The organism is Burkholderia sp. Ac-20349, from assembly GCF_017104865.1.
In the GTDB taxonomy this organism is placed as follows: domain Bacteria; phylum Pseudomonadota; class Gammaproteobacteria; order Burkholderiales; family Burkholderiaceae; genus Burkholderia; species Burkholderia aenigmatica.
Window position 1 is genome coordinate 17656 of record NZ_JAAGPM010000082.1, and the last position, 18100, is coordinate 35755.

Consider the following 18100-nt stretch of genomic DNA (forward strand, 5'->3'; position numbering starts at 1 on the left):
ATCAGCTCGTTTCACCGCGTGATGCGTCGCGGTCTTCCGGTCGCGCGTAGTACGCGAGAAACATGTCGGCAGCGGATTCCGCGACTTTTTGTTGCTCGGCCGCTTCAAGCGGCGGCTGGCCCATCGTTATCTGCGGCCAGAACGCGAATACCTTCACGACACCGTGCAACTGATGCGCGGCAAACACCGGATCGGTGACGGCCAGGCGTCCGGCCGCCGCGGCCGTTCGCACCCAGACCGTCATGTCTTCCTCGCGCTCGCCGAGACGCTCGACCATGTCGCGCGCACGTTCCGGCGAATGGATGGCCGCACCGATCGCGACGCGTGCGAGCGCGAGAAATGCCTCGTCGCTGAGCAGGCGCATCTTGCGATCCAGCAACGCAAGCAATTGCTCGCGCAGCGGCACGTCGGCACGATAGGTCGGCGAACCGCCGGTTCGGGTCGCCTCCCACAATTGTTGCAGGATCGCGGCGAACAACGTTTCCTTGCCCGGGAAATGGTTGTAGACCGTGCGCTTCGACACGTCCGCACGCGCGGCAATGCGGTCCATGCTGGTCGCGTCGTAACCCGATGCGAGAAATTCCTCGATGGCCGCGTCGACGATGGCCGCGCGCTTTCGATCGGTCAAGCGCTGAGGGGGCGTGCTGGTATCCATTCAGAAATTTTACACCGGGCAGTTTACTTATCCCAAAAATAAACTACACTGTTTAGTGTACTTTTATCTCCGGACGAACCGACATGGCATCGCCTCTCGTTTTGATTCATCGCATTCTGGGTTTTGCGGCCGCCCGACGCGGCCGCGCGCTGTCTGGCGGCTCGCCGCAGCACAATGGCGAGCGCTTCAGCAATGTCGCGCCGCGTCCGGTCGAGGGATTGGGCAAGACGCTCGGGATCGTCTGGAACATGTTGGTCAACAAGCCACGCAATACCGTCCCCGTGGGCGTGCTGCCCGTCGATTCGCTGACCCGCGCGGAACTCGATGCGGCCCCCGATCGCGGCCTGTACCGGCTTGGCCATTCGACGCTGCTGCTCAAGCTGCGCGGCGAATTCTGGCTGACCGATCCGGTGTTTGCCGAGCGCGCGTCGCCGTTTCGGCGCGTCGGCCCCAAGCGTTTCCATGCGCCGCCGATTGCGCTTGAAGATCTTCCGCCGCTGCGCGGCGTGATCCTGTCGCACGACCACTACGATCACCTCGACCGCGACACGGTGCTCGCGCTCGCGGCAACCACTGGTGTGTTCGTGACCACGCTGGGCGTCGGCGACCGCCTGATCGAATGGGGCATCGACGCGAAGAAAGTCCGTCAGCTCGACTGGTGGCAGAGTGTCGACGTGGCCGGCCTGACGCTGACCGCGACACCTGCCCAGCACTTTTCCGGGCGCAGCCTGTTCGATGGCAACAGCACGCTGTGGGCGTCCTGGGTCATCGTCGACGACGACTTGCGCGTATTCTTCAGCGGCGACACGGGCTACTTCGACGGTTTCCGGACGATCGGCGAGCGCCTCGGACCGTTCGACATCACGCTGATCGAAACGGGCGCATACGATGCGCAATGGCCGTACGTGCACATGCAGCCGGAAGAGACCGTGCAGGCGCACATCGATCTGCGCGGACGCCGGCTGGTTCCGATCCACAACGGTACGTTCGATCTCGCGATGCACCGCTGGCAGGAACCGTTCGAGCGCGTCACGGCGCTGGCGATCGTGCGAGGCGTCGAGCTGTCGACGCCCAGGATGGGCGAGCGCCTCGCGCTCGATGCGCCGCACCGTGGCGAGCGGTGGTGGCGCACAGTGGACGAGCGCGCGACGTCCGTTGCCACGAAATCGCGCCGCTGGTCGCTTTGCGCGTCGCAAGCGACGAAGTAGGCCCACCGGTCGTTGCGCATTTTTCCCGGGCGCGCAGTCATGCCGCGACTCCGGGAGGCGGGTTGCCGGCGTACCCGCACGCCGGCTGCCCGCCTATAGACCCGATTACCTGAGTAGAGAAGTCATGCATCCGGCATCCGGCCAATCAGACGCCGCCATCGCTGCGCTCAACCTTGCAGCCCCCCGCTCAACCAGCCCTAGCCGGGAGAACGACCTGCGGCAGACGCTCGCGGAGCGCGTCGCGAGGTGGACAAAAGGCGTCGACCACCTCACCACGGCCATTCCGAACCTGAGCCTCCATCGAAGGGAAGCGACAACGCAACCGATGGACTGCATGGTCGAGCCGAGCTTCGGTCTCGTCGTTCAAGGCACGAAGCGGATCATCCAGAGCGGGGATGTGTATCTCTGCGACGCCAACCGCTTTCTGATCACGTCGCTTGACTTGCCCGGATCGACGCAGGTCATCGAGGCCAGTCGTGAAAGACCGTTTCTCGGCATCGGGCTCAAGCTTGATTTTCGCGTCATGGCCGAACTGATGGCGCAGGTCGCAGCGGATCAAGAGGAAGCACCCGCAGGCCGCGGCCTCGTCGTCGGCGAGATGACCGAACCGCTCTACGACGCGGTGAACCGGTTGCTGACGTTGCTGGATGACCCGAACGCCATTGCCGTTCTCGCACCTTATGTCGAGCGGGAAATCTACTATCGGCTGCTGACCAGCGACCAGGGTGGCCGTCTCCGTCAAATCGCGTCCGCCGGCAGTCAGGGCAACCGGGTGTCACGGGCGATCCAGTGGTTGCGAACCCATTACGACGAGTCGCTGCGCGTCGACGATCTGGCGGCGCAGGTTCAGATGAGCAGTTCGACCTTCCACCACCACTTCCGTCAGCTCACCGGCATGAGTCCGCTGCAATACCAGAAATGGATGCGGCTCAATGAAGCGCGTCGGTTGATGCTGTCCGAGCGGCTCGACGCAGCGTCGGCATCGTTCCGGGTCGGATATGCGAGCCCGACCCAGTTCAATCGCGAATACAGCCGGTTGTTCGGCAATTCGCCGCGGAGAGATATCGATAGCCTGCGGAGCGGGGCGGACGTCGTTCTGTCGGTGGCAGCGACTTAACGATCGCGGACGGTACCGGAGAGATGAAAAGCCGATCTTGGTGATACCCGCACATTGGGTGGATCGGCTTCACGCGTGAAGAGTCGATCCGGGTGAGTCAGACGAGCGCAGCGGGATGCGCCCTTCTTGCCAACTCAGGGTTGATTGGTCGGAGCCGGACTGGGAATTTCTAATTAAGTATCTAGCGGTGGGTGGGCGTCTCGCGACGTCGAACGTGTACCCGAACTCCGAGCATCAATCGGCCACATGCAAGCCGGCTCATATCGACCTCATGAGTTGATGAAGGTTTCACCCCTTCAACGATCGAGTCGCCTTACTTTCCTCCGGTCGTTCGACCACAAGTTCCTTGGTGCCGAGATTCCTGCGGCACGCTTCAATCCAACGAACGGGGCAACTGGAGGGTGCGTTGTCACGTGACAACTCGCGATGATCACTGGCGCGGCACATCTAACCAGCAACTCGAAACCGTGCCGTCATTTATGTGATTTGCGGCAGATCGATTTGCCTCCGACGTCTGGCCGAGCACAATTTGTTTTAAATACCACAGAATACGTATCAAACAAGACGATTCTTAATCTCTTCACGCAAACTTCCGAGCACGGAACGTGAAATGATCATGCGCCCCTATTTACAGGGATGATCTCATCAATTTTGCGTGAAACAACATGAAGAATATGGCACAACCCATTGCCGGACAAGGATTTCCACGAACACCGCATTTCTTGAAAATGTTTCACGATCCGGCCCGTTTGAGTTGCCTGATGGCTCTTAGTGCTGGAATTTGTCGCCAATCGGGTCCTCGGATACACGGCTGTTGTGTAGAAGCGCCTGACTGCGTTGGCCGTCAGGCTGGCTACTCGTGACAAAGCCATACCCTCCCCTGCCGGCCACCGGGTGCGACGAAGTTAGGTTTGAGCCCTCGAATAAATGGGGCCATATCAAAGCATCCGCGGCACACATCGTGAGGTGTCGTTCAGCAAGTCGACCGGCACATCTCCGTTGGGGCTTGAATGTGGCTAGCCAGCGATGAACGCTGCGGGCCTAAACCACTTGATGAAGCAGACTCTGAGACAAAGGTGTGTCCCAACCGACATGCAGTGCACGTACCACCTGGACACTCACTTTCGCCAATACGACTCCCCAGTTGTCACGTGACAACCCACAACCCAACCCGCCCGGGAAGCTACACCGCGCGACGAACCAATGGTGGCGAATCCATCTTTTAACGATCTACCTGTTCGCACCCAATGGAGTTCGACCGAAAGCTCCTTCTAAGAGGTGGCTCAGTGCTGACACCGCCTCCCGTTCCGAGTCGATTGTCACGTGACAACTCGCCTCACTGGAAGCAGTCGCGGCAAACCCAATACGGATATTGGGCATTGAAATGATCTCGCCATATCCGCAATCGCGATCAAATCAACGACTTCCTAGTGCCGAATGGTGTCGAGAAGAATCAAATCCCCGAGACTTGTCACGTGACAACCGGCTCTACCGACGGCATCCGTGCAACCAAAGTACTGGAATCACAACAAGTTCCGTCGGAAGAAAAGGAAGATCGAGCGACTAATCTCTACGCGCTAACTCTGGCATCGACGCTTAAGTTCGTCGAATTTTCTCTCGATCGTTGTACGTCCTTTTCGAAAGCAGCCGTCAATTTTATTTTTACTCGAGCATCAGCTACGACTGCCTCGTTAGCCATTCGGCCCACTTGTCACGTGACAACCACATCGATCACAAAGATATGCATTGCATCGAAGGCTTTTCTGGACATTTTTGTAATAGCTGCATATATTACGCAAAACTCCGTGGAGGAATTTAATGGCTTTCAAGATCGCCGTCAGTAATCAAAAAGGTGGGACTGGGAAGACCACCATTTCCGTCAATATCGCGGCTGCGTTCGAGGCCGGCGGCAACAAGGTCGCCCTGATCGATGCCGACCCTCAAGGCACGTCCGTCCGGTGGGTGACGAGCGGCGAGAACACGCTGCCGATGACGGTTCTTTCGCTGGCCCCTGCCGGTCGCGGCATCGGCGGTGAGATCAAGAAGCAGGACGCGAACTTCGACGTGATCGTCGTCGACTGTCCCGGCAACCTCGAAGATCCGCGAATTGCATCCGTGCTCGAAGTCGCCGATTTCTGCCTCGTGCCGCTGTCGCCGTCGCCGGCCGATCTCTACAGCACCGTCGCGATGATCCGCATGATCGAATCGATGCGCTCCGTTCGTAACCCAAATCTTTCTTCCGCATTAATGCTGAATAGTGTTAATGGAAAAACTAAAATGCGTGAAGAAATTTTAAAGATTCTAAGGGCAGAAGAAATAGGGGAGCATCTGCTCGACAGCCAGATCGCGCAACGCGAGGTCTACCGTCAGACGTTTGCGCTCGGCACCACGATCCATCATCACAATCGGTACCTGAAGGGCCTGAAAGAAGCCCGAGCGGAAATCGAAAAGCTGGTCACGGAAATGGCCCAATACATCGCGTCGACGCGCGCTACCGGAGCCGCCCATGGCTAAGGACACCTCGAAAGACAAGAAGCCGACCGGCAACCTGCATCTCGCAGCCGGCCTGCTGCGCGGACTCGCGCAGGAAAATGCGGCGCTCGAAACGCGGCTGCCCGAACCGGCCGCCGCACCGAATGCCGTCGTCGACACGGCACCCGCCAACGCCCCGGCTGCGGCCACGCCCGCCGGCACGCCGGAGCTTGGCGCGCCGCAGAAGGTGCTGGTCAAGGATTGCATCCCGAACCCGTTCAACCCGCGCGTGTTCTACTCGGAGTCGAGCCTGCACGAGCTCGCCCTGACGCTGAAACGGGAAGGGCAGATCGAGCCGATCAAGGTGACGCGGCTCCCGGAGTTTCCCGGCAAGCTCGTGGTGATCGACGGGCAACGCCGGCTCCGCGCGACGAGCATCAACGGCGATGAAACCATCAACGCCACGTTCCGCACCGACCACACGCCCGAGCAGCTCTATACGATCGCGTATCGCGCGAACCACGACCACGAACGCCAGACGATCTTCGACGATGCGGTTGCGTGGAAGCGTCTCCTCGACGAGAAGGTCTTTTCCGACCAGAACACGCTGGCGGAAAAGATCGGCAAGGACAAGGCGTCGATCAGCAAGACGCTGTCGCTCAACGCGCTCCCGAACACGCTCCTGGAACGGATGGCCAGCGCGAACGACGTGGTCGGCCTGCAGGCGGCGTACTTCCTGAAGCTGATCTTCGAACGTCTGGGTGAGCCGACGGCCGACCGGCTGCTGACGGCCGTGATCGATCGGAAGAAATCGGTTCGTGATCTCGAGAATTTCCTGCGTGCACAGAGCGACGGCAGCAAGAAAGCAGGACGCACGCGTTACAGCGTTCGTCACGACTTCGCGCTCGAATCGCGCGCGATCGGCCAGTTGAAGACCTATCCGGACGGGCGTCTGGATCTGCAGCTCAAGGGCGTCGACGCATCGCACCAGGAGGCGCTCGCCGACAAGCTCAAGACCGTCATCGATGCGTACGTTGCCGAACTGGCAGCGGCCACGCAACAGTAACGCGCCAAAAGCAGAAGGCCTCGCATCCGCGTCGCATCGCGAAGCCGGACGACGACGTCCGGCGCGCGATACGCACCCGGCTGCGAGGCCTCGTTCAGTTGCCTGCGAGACTGCTTTTCAGCAGGAATTCCAGCAAGTCGTCCGAGGTCGGTTCGCCCCACGTATCCAGCGCCAGCCATCGGAAGAAGCTGGTCTGCGCGAGCTTGCTCGCCTTCTTCTTCGGCGACAGCGTCAGGTCCTTCGAGCCCGCCACCGTCTCGTTGTAACGATCGATCAGCTTGGTCTGATCGTCGATCTCCAGTTCGCGGAAATACGCGCCGGCTTCCTCGACCTTCGCCGCCAGATATTTGTCGCGAATCTGCTCCTGCTTGCTCTGCGCGGACTCCTTCGCCGGTGCGGCCGCCTCCGTTCCCTGCCCGTCGGCCAGCGTGTAGCCGTGCGTCAGCGCCTTGCGGAAATACGCGGCGACATTGTCGACCGGCGCCGCATTCTTCTTCGTAGTCCGATTGAGCGTATAGGCAATCGCCGCCTTGATGCGCTGCACACCGTACTGCGTGATCAGCCGCCGCGCTTCCGAACGCGGAATGCCGAACTTGGCGACCTCCTCGACCAGCGCTTCGTTCTTGACGTCGCCGTCCTCCACCGTATCGGCGCTCTGCTTGCGCGTCACCTTGAACTGGACGGCTTCCACGCTCCGGCCGGACTTGTGTTCGATCAGCTCGAGCGTGTGATCCGATACTTCGTTCACCTCCTGAATGCACGGCACCAGGACCTTGCTCTTGAACAGCTTGTATTCCTTGTACGACTGCGACGCCTTGTCCTGACCGAGAATGAGGTCACGAAATTTCGGCAGCGGAATCTTCGCGGTGATGCCGATCCCCTCGTAGCGCACGGTGTTTTCCCATAACGCGAGCGAGTGCGACCGCCGGAACTCGCGGGCGATCCGCATATCGATCAGTGCGTAGATCTCGGGGTTGAGCAACTCGCTGCGAATCTGGTCGGAGAAGCTGTACTTCAGCACCGATTGCTCGAGCTCCGCGCCCGCGAGCAGGCCCGACGCTTTCCAGACCGTCGAGCGATCCGCGGCCAGGTAGTCCCAGTTGACGACGGTACTGATCAGCGAGTTGACCGTGTCCTTCACGTACTTCGTGTTGTTGCTGTTCAACCCGCTTTCGTGCGAAAGCGACGCGATCGAGATCGAGAAGCTCGTCCGGCCCGGCTCGAACGCCTCCTGCCGAAGCGCGTTCTTGATCAGCGAGCTGAACATCTTGCGTTGCTGCAGACCGATCTTTCCGGACTTGGGCGCGATATGAATCGCCTGGACCGCCTTGCGCAGCAAGTCGGGAGGCTCGGGTGTCTGAAACAGCGAAACCTGTTTGTCTGAGCCTTTGCTTGCGGGCTTGCGCGGCATCGTAATGTCCGGATAAGGTGACCTTGTTGAGAGCGGACTTTATACCTTTTCGCGCCGAGGAGCAACGCCCCTGTTCCTGCTTTACTTGCACTATCGTAGCTAACCTACAGATTCAAAAGGAAAATTCACAATCAGACAATCTGTGCGGAGCCCCATATCCATCTACCTTTCGACAAAAAATGCCTCCCACAAGCCGCTACCTTAGATACCCGGACACGGAAACCCGGCACGAGATTTGCCCTCGGGAAGGTAACCATCCATGGGAAGCAAATGCGCGGAATCGAGATCGTTGGGCGAAATCGTGGTGCTCTGCAGCACAGTCGTGTTTTCTTCCCATAACTTGCTACCTTGATCGATTCCCACAGGAGGGTACCTATCGATCCGCGTCAGCTGCGTTGGCAGCGCGGATTTTGGCCCTGAAGGCTGATATCGCTCCCATAAACGGCAACCAGTTGTTTTCCCCATAAATGGTTACCTGTCCGTGCCATCGATCCTGTCCATGGGAACCCGCCGCCAGGAATCTTGGTGAAATGCAATCGAGCCGCCACAAATACCACCCATAACCGGGTACCTTAGAGGTTCCCCATAGCCGACTACCACAAGAAAAACGCTGTGCACCCGGCCATTCACGGATCGAAAAAAGGCCCCCATAAAAGGCTACCCGCAGGGATTCCCATAGACGACTACCCAACACGTTTCCAGGCCAATTTCCCATAACCGGGTACGCTTACCCCATATCCACAACCCCGATTCCCCACAACGCGGTACCCCAAACCCCAAATCCACAGACCTTAAACCCCAGACCCTTCCACCTGTGCTCCCATAAATGGGTACCGAACACCCTTCAAACCCTTGTCAGATAAGGCTGTGAGCCGTCTAAAAGTAGTTAAAGAAGTAAACGTGGTTTACAAAAGATGTAAACACACGTGCGCCTCCACAAAAAGACGAGCCCCATAAACCGCTACCAATGGGTAGCCGTCTATGGTGTAGAAAGCACCGCGATGCTTCGATTCAGCCCTGGGAAACCATGGCTTGGCTCCTCGATCCACAGTGGTTTCAGGCCCGACAGGGCTCCCAGAAGAGGTGAGTACACACTCACATCACCGGAAACGTAGAAACCTATGGGAGAAAAACCTCTGTTTACAGACACAGGTTCCCATTTATGGGATCAAAAAAACCGGCTCCGCGACCTTACGAGCTCCCCTTGTCGGCCAGCCAAGCCAATCAGTGACAGGAAACGCTGATCTCTTCGGTCTCGTTCACAGCAGCTTGAAATCATCCGGGATGGCGGGCGGAGGGTTTTTTTGCACTCGTGCGTGGCTGTCGGCAGACAAGTTTTTTCGATTGCCTACCTGGGTCTCTCGTCAAATTTAGCCTGTGAGCTGTGCACAGAGGAAATCGACGCGCGTGCTTCAGCGCCCCAAAGTCTCCCAACTTTCTACCTTTGAAGTCGCCAACCGAAGATGAATGCTGTGCCCTCTGGGCGCAAGGAGAGATCCAGGAACGGCTTCCGCCGATGAACTGGGTGGTCGGCGCCTCCGATGCATGCGGCCGGCTCCTGAAGCGACCTGATGCACAACGCGAACCAAAGTGAAGATGGGGGTGACCACGAAGCTCACCGCACTCGAATTCGAGCGACGATCCCGAACATGCTCACCGTCGAACACTTCCGAATCCCGTAAAAGCTCACCGACGAGACGAGGCCACAGGAATCGGCCCGCTGTGCGGGCAACGCACCCGTCGGGATGCCGGCCAGTCAAAGCCGAGGAATCAAAAACCTGTGGTTCGTGCGTGTTCTGCGAGGCATTGCTGAGCAGAATCGGATGGATCACAGACGTTCCCGCAACCTCGACGCTACGTGCCACGTCGCTCGACGAGCATCCCGACATCGGTGCGGTACCGTCTGCGGAGTCGTGAAATGATTCCGGCGGATGTCTTCACCGCACGCGACGCGTCCACGCCTTTTGTCAGACAGACCACCGGACCACACCACACGGCGATGCGTTTTACCGGCTCAGGTAACCCTGCGCATCACAGTTCATCGATTGGTTGCCGGGTCGAACGTCGCGCGCTGTGGCAATGCGCATTGCGCGTGCCTTGATCACCGTAGAACCGATTCGTGGTCGTTTATGGGAGGAACCGTCGCTTGAACCGCGGCGACCGGCAACGTGATGCACCGGTCGACTGCTGCTGTGATCGGGATTGGTCGGATGACGGGCAGGTCGAGTGCAAGCCCGCCGGCAACACCCCCGATGTAACGGTCATTGGACCCTCGCATCGCACCGCACTGTGCGTAAATGACCGATCCGGGTCACAGAAGCGCGGCTACATCGACCGTTTTCAGTTACCGCACCAGCGCGATACACAGTTCCTGCAGTCCCCCTGTGACGGTCGAGCGGCATTCACATCTTCTCCCATACGTGTATCCCAATTCCGCTGCCACGTTGACGCCACATTTTTCGCGACGCGGTTATGATGCACAGGTCCCGATTACGGCATGACGACCAATCGGGGCAGGGGCGGTATCTCGATGGTCTTTCAATCCGTGATAAACCAGAAAAGAGAGTTCAGCGATGCGAATCCAGATCAGAAAACTCACGCTGGCTGCTACCGCAGCCGCGTTCCTGTTCGGCTCGGCAGTTCCCGCGTTTGCACAGACCGACGCCAGCGCGCCTACCGCACAGGACGCCAAGGCGGCGAAGAGCCAGGCACGCAAGGCGGCCAGGGCGCAACACAAGGCAGAGCGCAAGGCTGCACGTGCAAAGAACAGCGCCGAGCTGAAGAAACTCGAAGATGCCGGTTACAAGCCGGCGGCCAATGATCCGAACTATCCGCAGAACCTGCAGAACGCGGAGAAGAAAGCCGCCGGCGCTGGTCAGTAAGCGTCGTCCGGGGCAAGCCGCGGTTCGATCCGCGGCTTGCCGTATGCGTCGCGTCCCCGCGGCGCACATCGAAACCAACCTTCCTGGTCTCGACAAGAGCAAACGCGTTCCACACGCTTGCGTTATTTGATTCGCATTCCTGTACGTCTCGACGCGCACGACCGGCACATCGCCGCAGTCAGTACCGCCCGCCCGGCGCAGACGCGTTGCCCGTCACCTTCAACCAGTCCTTGAACGCCCGCACCGCATCGTCGTTCGCGCGTGCGGAGGCCACGTACGTGAAGTAGCGCCACGGCGGCAGCGCCGGTTCGCTGAACGGCTGCACGAGCCGACCTTCGGCGATGTCGTCTGCGACGAGGGCGATCGGCCCCATCGCGACGCCGAGCCCGTCGAGCGCGCCTTGCAGCGTCAGGTAGAAATGCTCGAGCGTGAGCGAGTGTCGCGGCACGAGATTCGGATGTCCGGCTGCCGCGAGCCATTCGGGCCACATGCCGGGATAGGTCGCCGCGTGCAGCAGCGTGAAGCCGGCGAGATCGGCGGGCGTATGCAACGGCCGCCCCTCCAGCAGCTTCGGCGCACACACCGGCAGCCGGACTTCGGACAGGAATTCCTCGGCAACGTAACCGTCGATGGCCTGCGGGCCGCCGCGAACGATCAGGTCGACCTTGTCGCGCAGCTTTTCGATCGGCTCGTTCGACGTCGACAGCCGCACCTCGATGGCTGGATGGGCAACCTGGAATGACGACAGCTTCGGTACCAGCCAGCGCAACGAAAACGTCGCAGGTGCGCTCACGCGCAGCACGCGCTGCTGCGCATGGCCGAAATGCTGCGCGGTGGCGAGCGCGATCCGGTCGAGCGACGCACCGACCTCGGCGAGATACGCGCGGCCGGTGTCGGTCAGTTCGACCCGCCGGTTATGGCGTTCGAACAGCGGCCGCCCAAGCCACGCTTCCAGTTGCTGCACATGCCGGCTGATCGCACCGTGGGTCACGCACAGTTCGTCGGCGGCCAGCGTGAAGCTGCCGAGCCGCGCGGCGGCTTCGAACGCACGCAGCGAGTTCAACGGAGGGAGTCGTCGGGCCATTGCATCATTTCGCGTGAAATTTACTCACGCGATAGTTCAGGTTTAATCGTTTGATCGGGCGTTCAAGCTCCGCCAATATGGCACACAAACGGCCGGCTCGGCCGAACGATTGTCTGAATTTCTCACATGGAGTGCGGAGCATGCCGAACGTGGTGGTCGTGGGCGCCCAATGGGGCGACGAAGGTAAGGGGCGCGTCGTGGACTGGCTGGCGGCACAGGCCGATCTCGTTGCACGCTACAACGGCGGCCACAACGCGGGTCATACGCTGGTCGTCGGCGGCAAGACGTACAAGCTCGCGCTGCTGCCGAGCGGCGTCGTGCGCGGCAAGCGCGGCGTGATCGGCAATGGCGTGGCGCTGGATCCGGAGGCGTTGCTCGCGGAAATCGGGCGGATGGCCGAGCTCGGGTTGTCGGTGACGCCGGACAACCTGTCGATCGCCGAGAACGCGACGCTGGTGCTGCCGATCCATCGCGCGATCGACCAGGCCCAGGAGCGTCTGCGCCGCGAGCCCATCGGCACCACGCTGCGCGGGATCGGGCCGGCCTACGAGGACAAGGTCGGGCGTCGCGGGCTGCGCGTCGGCGATCTCGCGGAACCGGGCCAGCTCGCCGCCAAACTGGATGTGCTGGTCGACCATCACAACGCGTGGTTCCGCGGCCTGGGGCTCGATGAGTACTCCCGCGACGCGATGCTGGCGACGCTAGTTGACCTCGCGCCGCGGATCCTGCCGTTCGTGCGCCCCGTGTGGGCCGATCTCAACGACGCGACCGACCGCGGCGAGCGCATCCTGTTCGAAGGGTCTCAAGCCGTGATGCTGGACATCGACTGGGGCACCTACCCGTTCGTGACATCGTCCGGCACCGTTGCCTCGGCGGCGGCGGCCGGTACGGGGCTCGGCGCGTCGAAGCTCGGTCACGTGCTGGGCGTCACCAAGGCGTATGCGACGCGGGTCGGCGGCGGTCCGTTCCTCACCGAGCTGTCCGACGCCACCGGCGAAACGCTGCGCGCACGCGGGCAGGAATTCGGCGTGAATACCGGCCGGCCGCGCCGCTGCGGATGGCTCGATGCGGCGCAGTTGCGCCAGGCCGTCAGGATCTCGGGCATCGATTCGCTGGCGCTCACCAAGCTCGACGTGCTCGACGGTTTCGAGTCGATCGAGCTGTGCGTCGGCTACGAACTCGATGGCGTGCGGGTCGATCATCTGCCGGCGAGTCTCGATGCGCAGTCGCGCGCGAAGCCCGTGTACGAGCGGTTCGACGGCTGGCGCGGCACTGTGAAGGGGATCCGCGAACGTGCGGCGCTGCCGCGCGCCGCGCAGGATTTCATTGCGCGCATCGAAGCGGTCGCAGGCGCATCGGTTTCGATGATCACGACCGGCGCGGAGCGCGACGACACGATCGTGCTGCGCAATCCGTTCGATGCGGCAGCCGCGGCGTAATGCGCGATAGGTGACGTGAAACGCGACGCGGCACCGTGGTCGCCGGGTCGTTATTGTCGATCCGATGCCGTTCGCGTGCGGGGGCGTCCGGTCGCTTCGGGGCCCGGCCCGTACGCGTCGCTCACGGCGGCGCGGCGACACGGTTCGGCGTCCGGATCACGTCGCGTACGGCGAACTGGACACGCCCGCACTGCTGCTGTACTGTTCCGCACAATTCGCGCCAGACCGGCTTGCGCCGGAGCCGCCGGCACCATGGCCGCACGGTGGCGCGACGTGATCTCAATCCCGGGGACAGGTCGATGGACACGTTACAGATGATGCGCATTTTCGTCCGGGTCGCGGAGGAGGGCAGCTTCACGAGCGCGGCCCAGCGCCTGGACATCACGACGGCCTACGCATCGCGGTCGGTCGCGCAGCTCGAAACGCATCTGCGCACGCGTCTGCTCAACCGCAGCACGCGCCGCATCGCGCTGACCGACGCCGGGCAGCGTTATCTCGACCGCTGCCAGCGTATCCTCGGCTATATCGACGAAGCGGAAGCCGAGGCGGCCGACGCACAGGCGAAGCCGTCGGGACGGCTGCACGTTCACGCGACGACGAGTTTCGGCCAGTCCTACGTGGTGCCCGCGGTCGTGCGCTACCGTGAGCGCTATCCGTCGGTGGCGGTCGAACTGACGCTGTCGCAGCACGTGCCCGACATCATCGACGAAGGTTACGACGTATCGCTACAGTTGAGCACGACCGAGTTGCCCGATTCCGGGCTCGTGTCGCAGCGGCTCGGCGACGTGGGCAGCGTGCTGTGCGCGTCACCCACGTACCTGAAGGCGCGCGGCACGCCGCGCACGGTGAGCGACCTCGAGGGGCATGCGTGCCTGCAGATCGTCACGCCGCTCTTTCCGCGCGACCGTTGGCATCTCGACGGCCCCAACGGACGCGAAACGTTCGAACTGCCATTGCCGGATTTCCAGGTGAACATCGCCGATGCGCTCGGCGCCGCACTGCGTGCCGGACTCGGGATCGGTTCGCTGCCGATGTCGGCCGCGCTGCCCGCGCTCGCGAGCGGCGCGCTGGTGCGCGTGCTGCCCGACTACCGGCTGCAGAAGCTGACGGTCTATACGCTGTACGCGTCGCGTCAGTATCTCGACGCGAAGATCCGCACGTTCGTCGATTTCCTGCGTGAATGCGTGCCCGAGTTGCTGGCTGCCGATGAGGCAGCGCTGACCGCTTCCTGCAAGTCCTGAAGTCGAACCTTCGGCGTATGACCCGAGGCTGCACCCCAATCGTTTAAATAATACGTAGTCCTGTATTTGTCGCGGATGTCGACTGCACCCTCACGACCGACCCGCTCAATGACGTTCGGGCACCCGGAGTGCCCTTATGAAAGTACTTGCTTTTCATATCGAACATCGTTGGTTCGATACGTGGCGCCAACCTTCTAGAATCGGTTCGACCAGCTTCATCGCATGCGTGCGCAAAGCAGCATCCTCTTCATCGAACCCGATACGACATGGCAGACCAACACTCCACAACCCGCCGCCGGCTCTTGCATGCCGGCCTGGCGATCGCGGCGGGCGCCGCCGTGCATCCGGGCTTCGCGCTGGCGAGCACGGCCGGCGCGCGGACGTTGCGCATCGGCTATCAGAAAGGGCCGCTCAGTCTGCTCAAGGCGCGCGGCACGTTGCAGAGCAAGCTCGCGACACTCGGCGTGACCGTCACGTGGACCGAGTTTCCGTCGGGGCCGCCGCAACTCGAGGCGCTGAACGCGGGATCGATCGACTTCGGCGATGTCGGCGAGGCGCCGCCGATCTTCGCGCTCGCGGCTGGTGCGCCGCTCGTCTATTACGCGCAGACGCCGGCCGGCCCCGCGGCCGAGGCGGTGGTGGTCGCGAAGGATTCGCCGGTCAAGACTTTTGCGGACCTGCGCGGCAAGCGCATCGCGCTGGTGAAGGGCTCGAACACGCACTTCCTGCTGGTCCGGCTGCTGCAGGCCGCGAAGCTCAACTATGCGGATATCACGCCGGTCTGGCTGTCGCCGTCCGATGCGCGGGCCGCGTTCGAGAACCGTTCGGTCGACGCATGGATCATCTGGGATCCGTTTCTCGCGGTGGTCCAGCAGGCGTTCGGTGCGTGCATCGTCGCGGACGGCACCGGACTCGTCGAGAATCGCGGCTACTACTTTGCGTCGCGCACGTATGCGCAGCGCAATGCCGACGTGCTGGACGCAGCGGTGTCGGAACTGACGGCGGTTCAGCGATGGCTCGATGCGAACCGCGCGCAGGGCGCGGCCGAGTTCTCGAAGCTTTGGGGGATTCCGGAGCCGGCGGTGGCGCTCGCATTTCGCCGCGCGCGCTTCGGTGTCGAACCCGTCACGCGCGACACGCTCGCGTATCAGCAGCGCATCGCCGACGTGTTCTATCAGGTCGGCGTCTTGCCGAAACGCGTCGACGTCAGCCAGGCTGCGCCGCCCGCGCTCGCGTGACGGTGCAGTCGGCCGGTCAACAGCTCAACGGCGGAACGGCAGCGTGACGTCGTCCGGAATCGGATATACGTACGGCCGGCCGCCGCTCGATCTCGTTGGGCAGTGGCCCGCGCGCGATGTCTATCTGCTGTTCCGCGACAGCACCGTGCTCATGTCGCCGGCCGAATACTTCGTCCGCTGCCTCGATGAAGCCGTGCAGGCCGAGCATGCGAAGGCCCACGGAATGAAGCGCGGCACGCGCCGCGCGCGTGAGGTGCCGGCCTATGGCGCGACGCGGGATAGCGGCACCGCTTCGTCGCGCAGCTTCAGGACATCGCGGCCCGGCGCATCGCCGAACAGGCGTGCGTATTCGCGGCTGAACTGCGACGCGCTCACATAGCCGACGCTGCGGCACGCCTGCCGCGCGTCCATCGCCGACAGGCACATCAGGCGACGCGCCTCCTGCAGCCGCAACACCTTCTGGCATTGCAACGGGCTCATCGACGTGACCGCGCGGAAGTGGTGATGGAACGTCGACGGGCTCATGTCCACCTGTCGCGCGAGCGATTCGACCGTCATCGGATCGAGGTAGTGGTCGCGAATCCACGCGACGGCGCGCGAGATGCGCTGTGTCGTCGAATCGGCCAGGCCGACCTGCGCGACACGCGCACCCGACGGGCCGCGCAGCAGCCGAATGAGGATTTCGTCGACGATCAGCGGCGCGAGCAGGTCGAGGTCGTCGGGTTGCGCGATCAGTTGCATCAGCCGCACGACGGCATCGACGATTTCAGGCGGTGCATCGTGCGTGTCGAGTGCGCCGTAGTCGACGGCCTTCGGCAGCCCGCGCGGAAACACGCGCGGTGTGAGTGCCGCGATGCGGGCCGGGTCGAGTTCCAGTTGTGCATAGAGGAACGGCTCGGCCGGGCTCGCGCACGTCACGCGGCCGGTGACGGGTACGTCGGCCGTCGCCACCAGCATTCGCGATGCGTCGATCACGTAGGAGTCGTCGCCGACCCGTATCGATTTCGCGCCTTGCCCGACGATGCTCAGGCACGCGTGGTGCACGCCATGGTTCCAGTGCGGCGGCGATGCGGCTGCGCGCGCGATGCGCATGCCACGTACCGGGAGTTCGAACGTGCCGTCGTGCGGCGCGTAGGCGGCGATCAGCGCAGCGAGCCGGCCCGTGGGCGACTGGGGAGCGTGAGTGGGCGTGATGCGCTGTAGCGGCGGCGTTCGGGCGTCGATTTCCATATTGGGTGAGCGGATGGCGGAGTGGTCCGTGCAAGGTACGCGGCGGCGATTCCCGGTGGGTGTGCCGGCACGGCGGTCACATCGTACGGCGAGTCGCGTGCACGTGATTGCCTAAACCTGTCGGAATTTAGCCCGATCATCCGGATCTGCAGGGCCGGCGACCGCATTGCCCGTCGTTGCACGGTGTGCGGCGCACAAATTCGGAAATTAAGGCAAAACAATCGTAGGATCGGGCAAGCGATTTTCCGGCGGTTTTCATACCATTGCACCTGCTGAAAGAAACGTGTTCCAGTGCGCACGGGCGATGCAGGTATGACCGTCGCATGGCCGGCGGCATCCGCCGGCGTTGCCGTTGCGAATCGCTGGAAAAGACTCAGGACTGCTATTCGTCTGTTCGTGCATCGGCCTGGCCGAGGCCGGCTTGCGTCCGTTGCATGCCGGTGCGCGTCTGGCGCGGGCGTGGCGACCGACCGGGCGTAGCCGGCGTCGGTGCCGCTGCATTGGCCGCGCCGCTGCATGTCGGTCGCGACGCGGCGGCGGGTGAGCGCGTCAAGGCAGTCGACCGCGCAGGGGAATCCGGACAAATGGACCAACTTCAATCGATTCGGGCATTCGTGACGGTGGCAAGGGAAGGCGGATTTCGCCGGGCGGCAACTCGGCTGCGCGTGTCGACGGCGATGGCGAGCCGGCTGGTCGATGCGCTCGAGACGCGCCTTGGCGCACGCCTGCTTCAACGCAGCACCTGCCACCAGTCGCTGACGGAAATCGGTGAACTGTATCTCGCGCGTGTCGAGCGGATTCTCGGTGCGATCGACGACATCGACGGTCGTTTCGTCGCGATGGGCAGCAAGCCGGAAGGTGCGCTACGCATTGCCGCGCCGGTCGCGTTCGGGCTCAGCCAGTTGAGCGCGTTGCTCGATCGATTCGTGCACCGGTTTCCGGACGTGCGGCCGACCGTGACGCTGACCGATACCCATGTCGATCTGACGTCCGAAGCCATCGATGTCGCGTTCCTGACCGACGGCATGCCGGTGTCCGGGGCACACGCGCTGCACAC

Annotated in this window: 13 protein-coding genes; 9 read left to right on the forward strand and 4 right to left on the reverse strand. The window is 62.3% G+C overall.

Annotated features, from left to right (window positions below):
* Position 1 precedes the first annotated feature (1 nt).
* Positions 2 to 655, reverse strand: coding sequence for a TetR/AcrR family transcriptional regulator (locus G3N61_RS24540; protein ID WP_089454631.1), 654 nt, complete (start codon positions 653 to 655; stop codon positions 2 to 4).
* An 83-nt stretch (positions 656 to 738) separates the two neighbouring features.
* Here G3N61_RS24540 and G3N61_RS24545 point away from each other — a divergent pair, with 83 nt between their 5' ends.
* The 4 genes from G3N61_RS24545 (at position 739) to G3N61_RS24560 (ending at position 6518) form a co-directional block, all read left to right on the forward strand.
* The gene (locus tag G3N61_RS24545) at positions 739 to 1863 is read left to right on the forward strand and encodes an MBL fold metallo-hydrolase (RefSeq protein ID WP_205823798.1); all 1125 of its coding nucleotides are present in this window, start codon (positions 739 to 741) and stop codon (positions 1861 to 1863) included.
* A 124-nt stretch (positions 1864 to 1987) separates the two neighbouring features.
* Positions 1988 to 2980, forward strand: a complete 993-nt coding sequence (locus G3N61_RS24550) for an AraC family transcriptional regulator (RefSeq protein ID WP_205823799.1) — start codon at positions 1988 to 1990, stop codon at positions 2978 to 2980.
* Between the two features lie 1818 nt (positions 2981 to 4798).
* Positions 4799 to 5494: a ParA family protein gene (locus tag G3N61_RS24555; RefSeq protein ID WP_011350423.1), complete on the forward strand. Its 696-nt coding sequence runs from the start codon at positions 4799 to 4801 to the stop codon at positions 5492 to 5494.
* Positions 5487 to 6518 (forward strand): ParB/RepB/Spo0J family partition protein, encoded by a 1032-nt coding sequence (locus G3N61_RS24560; RefSeq protein ID WP_205823800.1) that lies wholly within the window; start codon positions 5487 to 5489, stop codon positions 6516 to 6518. Before G3N61_RS24555 ends, G3N61_RS24560 begins: the two co-directional genes overlap by 8 nt.
* 94 nt (positions 6519 to 6612) lie before the next feature.
* On the opposite strand, the gene G3N61_RS24565 is transcribed toward G3N61_RS24560, so the two are convergent.
* Positions 6613 to 7929 (reverse strand): replication initiation protein, encoded by a 1317-nt coding sequence (locus G3N61_RS24565; RefSeq protein WP_043185389.1) that lies wholly within the window; start codon positions 7927 to 7929, stop codon positions 6613 to 6615.
* 2573 nt (positions 7930 to 10502) lie between these two features.
* Here G3N61_RS24565 and G3N61_RS24570 point away from each other — a divergent pair.
* Positions 10503 to 10811, forward strand: a complete 309-nt coding sequence (locus G3N61_RS24570) for a hypothetical protein (protein WP_043185391.1) — start codon at positions 10503 to 10505, stop codon at positions 10809 to 10811.
* Positions 10812 to 10989: 178 nt separating this feature from the next.
* Here the strand turns inward: G3N61_RS24570 and gcvA are convergent, their stop codons facing one another.
* Positions 10990 to 11895 carry a transcriptional regulator GcvA gene (gene gcvA / locus G3N61_RS24575; protein WP_205823801.1) on the reverse strand — a complete coding sequence of 302 codons (906 nt, stop codon included), beginning with the start codon at positions 11893 to 11895 and terminating at the stop codon, positions 10990 to 10992.
* Positions 11896 to 12035: 140 nt separating this feature from the next.
* Between gcvA and G3N61_RS24580 the strand changes: the two genes are divergently transcribed.
* The 3 genes from G3N61_RS24580 (at position 12036) to G3N61_RS24590 (ending at position 15813) form a co-directional block, all read left to right on the forward strand.
* Positions 12036 to 13334, forward strand: a complete 1299-nt coding sequence (locus G3N61_RS24580) for an adenylosuccinate synthase (RefSeq protein WP_205823802.1) — start codon at positions 12036 to 12038, stop codon at positions 13332 to 13334.
* A 299-nt stretch (positions 13335 to 13633) separates the two neighbouring features.
* The gene (locus G3N61_RS24585; RefSeq protein ID WP_089454637.1) at positions 13634 to 14575 is read left to right on the forward strand and encodes a LysR family transcriptional regulator; all 942 of its coding nucleotides are present in this window, start codon (positions 13634 to 13636) and stop codon (positions 14573 to 14575) included.
* Between the two features lie 266 nt (positions 14576 to 14841).
* Complete coding sequence (locus G3N61_RS24590; protein WP_205823803.1) at positions 14842 to 15813, forward strand: aliphatic sulfonate ABC transporter substrate-binding protein; 972 nt, start codon at positions 14842 to 14844, stop codon at positions 15811 to 15813.
* Between the two features lie 261 nt (positions 15814 to 16074).
* Here the strand turns inward: G3N61_RS24590 and G3N61_RS24595 are convergent, their stop codons facing one another.
* Entirely contained in the window at positions 16075 to 17043 is a 969-nt protein-coding gene (locus tag G3N61_RS24595) for an AraC family transcriptional regulator (RefSeq protein ID WP_205823804.1), read from the reverse strand.
* 584 nt (positions 17044 to 17627) lie between these two features.
* Here G3N61_RS24595 and G3N61_RS24600 point away from each other — a divergent pair.
* The coding region (locus G3N61_RS24600) for a LysR family transcriptional regulator (protein ID WP_205823805.1) at positions 17628 to 18100 on the forward strand (473 nt) is incomplete at its 3' end.